General features: G+C 40.2%; 4 protein-coding genes. 3 read left to right on the forward strand and 1 reads right to left on the reverse strand.

What is annotated here, in order from left to right; all coding sequences use genetic code 11:
- The first annotated feature begins 152 nt into the window (after positions 1–152).
- Both ACIR131C_RS0109115 and ACIR131C_RS0109120 read left to right on the forward strand, forming a co-directional pair.
- Complete coding sequence (locus ACIR131C_RS0109115; RefSeq protein WP_028089944.1) at positions 153–413, forward strand: hypothetical protein; 261 nt, start codon at positions 153–155, stop codon at positions 411–413.
- Complete coding sequence (locus ACIR131C_RS0109120; RefSeq protein ID WP_028089945.1) at positions 410–865, forward strand: type II toxin-antitoxin system VapC family toxin; 456 nt, start codon at positions 410–412, stop codon at positions 863–865. The genes ACIR131C_RS0109115 and ACIR131C_RS0109120 overlap by 4 nt, the downstream gene beginning before the upstream one ends.
- Before the next feature lie 61 nt (positions 866–926).
- Here ACIR131C_RS0109120 and ACIR131C_RS0109125 read toward each other — a convergent pair whose 3' ends face one another.
- Positions 927–1,334, reverse strand: coding sequence for a universal stress protein (locus tag ACIR131C_RS0109125; protein ID WP_028089946.1), 408 nt, complete (start codon positions 1,332–1,334; stop codon positions 927–929).
- An 88-nt stretch (positions 1,335–1,422) separates the two neighbouring features.
- Between ACIR131C_RS0109125 and ACIR131C_RS0109130 the strand changes: the two genes are divergently transcribed.
- A complete protein-coding gene (locus tag ACIR131C_RS0109130) occupies positions 1,423–2,625 on the forward strand; it encodes a phosphoglycerate kinase (protein ID WP_028089947.1) in 1,203 nt (400 codons plus the stop codon).
- Positions 2,626–2,750: the final 125 nt, after the last annotated feature.

A 2,750-nucleotide genomic window follows, 5' to 3' on the forward strand; every position in this document is an offset into this window, starting at 1 on the left:
GAGGTTTTGGGCAACTTTTCGTTACTTATGTTGGTTTTTTTCCGTTCACCTACTTATCAAATAGATAAATACAGATTATACTTAGGTGATGCACCCTGCCAATATGTAACTTGCGTAGATTCTACCAGAAATTGTCCAGAGGATAAAATTAAATGTCTAAACGATTGATTGAGTTAATGACACTAGCGGATACACTTACGCCAGATGAACAATTAAGTTTAATATCACACCTCGTCCAAAGACTCAGCCTTTGTGAAATATCACCTAAGCCACGTCGTAATCTCACCGAACTTGAAGGAATTGCACCGAATTTATTAGGTGGTATGGATGCTCAAGAATATGTTACACGCATGAGACGTGGTGAGTTTCCAGATTTAGAACTTGAGGAAATGAACACAAGGAAACCAGCGTGAATATTGAGGAAAGTTTACAGGGTGTAACGCGCATATTTTTGGATACTGCACCAGTTATTTATTTTGTTGAGCGCAATCTACAATACTTAGCAATTGTCAGGGAGGTTTTTAATCAAATTCGTGACGGTTCGCTAATAGCTGTCACTTCCCCAGTTACTTTAGCTGAATGTTTAGTGTATCCCTATCGTTTAAGACAGACTCAATTAGCGCAAGAATTTATTGACACAATTGTTTATGGGAATAACACTACTTTTGTGCCAATTAATAACCCAAATATAGCCATAGATGCTGCTAAAATACGCGCTAGATACAATTTAGAATTACCTGATGCTTTGCAAATTGCTGTGGCTTTAAATGCAGAATGTGAGGCTTTTCTGACTAATGATCTCACTTTCAAGCGAATTACAGAATTGCGTGTGTTGGTGCTAAATGATTTTAACAATGCTGTGTAAGCAAGAACTTTAGATGGTGCGCTACACTGTGTTATTTCACATTAACGCACCCGATAGTTAATTAAGGAACAATCAAAACAGGACAGGGAGAAAGATTGATTACTCGCGTAGTAACGCTATCAGTCGAGCCTTCCTCCGTTAAGCCTAGTCCTCGACAACCCATAATAATTAAACTGGCCTCAATTTCATCAGCAACATCACAGATAGTAAAAGCTGGTTTACCTTGTCTTTCTAGTAATTCCGCTGTAATTCCTTGTTCAGAAAATAAGTTGCGGGCATTTTCTAGAAGTTGGGCAACTATTTCTGGAGATACCATAGGACTAGTGGTAGGTGCTTCTGCGGTTGGTTCTTCAATAACAGAAAGCAGAATTAAGCGGCTATTATATTTTTGCACGATATTGGCAACTATATCAGCGGCCTCTCTGGCTTCTCGACTTTGATCAATGGGAAATAAAACTGTTTTAAACATATCTCACCTCTGCGCCCCTCACTCCGGTAAAATTTTGATGGTCATATTTTCAAGACAATAACAAAAAAGTAATCAGGAGAGTTGTACTGTGTCTAAAAAAAGTTTAGCAAGTTTATCTGCGGCTGATATATCTGGAAAACGCGCTTTAGTACGGGTTGATTTTAATGTGCCTGTGGATGATCAAGGCAACATTACCGATGATACTCGGATTCGGGCGGCGCTACCAACTATCCAAGATTTGACCCAAAAGGGCGCTAAGGTCATTTTAACAAGCCATTTCGGTCGTCCCAAGGGTGTAGATGAAAAATTGCGTTTAACTCCCGTCGCTAAACGTCTTTCTGCGTTGTTGGGACAGGAAGTTATCAAAACTGATGACTGTATTGGTGATGATGTTGCTGCTAAAGTTGCAGCTTTGGACAATGGCCAGGTGCTATTGTTAGAAAATGTCCGCTTTTACAAGGAAGAAGAAAAGAACGACCCCGAATTTGCTCAAAAATTAGCAGCAAACGCTGATTTTTATGTAAATGATGCTTTTGGAACTGCACACCGCGCCCACGCTTCTACTGAGGGTGTAACTAAGTTTTTAAGTCCTTCTGTGGCTGGTTATTTGGTTGAGAAGGAATTGCAATACTTACAAAGTGCCATTGAAGCTCCTCAACGTCCTTTAGCGGCTATTGTCGGCGGTTCTAAGGTTTCTAGCAAAATCGGTGTAATTGAAACTTTGTTAGAAAAATGCGATAAGTTGATCATTGGTGGAGGGATGATTTTCACCTTCTACAAAGCCCGTGGTTTGAGTGTTGGTAAGTCTTTGGTGGAAGAAGATAAACTGGAATTAGCGAAGTCTTTGGAAGCAAAAGCTAAAGAACGGGGTGTGGCTTTGTTGCTACCTACAGATGTGGTACTAGCAGATAAATTTGCTCCTGATGCGGATTCTCAAACCGTCAACATTGACGCAATCCCTGATGGTTGGATGGGTTTAGATATTGGTCCTGATTCTGTAAAGGTTTTCCAAGAGGCTTTGGCTGATTGCAAGACTGTAATTTGGAATGGTCCAATGGGTGTGTTTGAGTTTGATAAATTTGCTAAGGGTACAGAAGCGATCGCTCATACTCTAGCAGATATCAGCAAAACCGGCGCAATTACTATTATCGGTGGTGGTGACTCTGTAGCCGCTGTAGAAAAAGTAGGTTTGGCTGATCAAATGAGTCATATTTCTACTGGTGGTGGCGCTAGTTTGGAGTTGTTGGAAGGTAAGGTTTTACCTGGTATTGCAGCTTTGGATGAAGCGTAATTAATAGCGGTGAAGGATGAGGCTTTTGGCTTTATCCTTCATTTCCAATAATTAACTTAAATCCACAAGTGTTGAATCCTGCAATAAAACTTTACAATCTTTGCGTTTTACCCAGGTAAAACCCA

Origin of the sequence: Dolichospermum circinale AWQC131C, from assembly GCF_000426905.1 — a bacterium.
Classification (GTDB): Bacteria; Cyanobacteriota; Cyanobacteriia; order Cyanobacteriales; family Nostocaceae; genus Dolichospermum; species Dolichospermum circinale.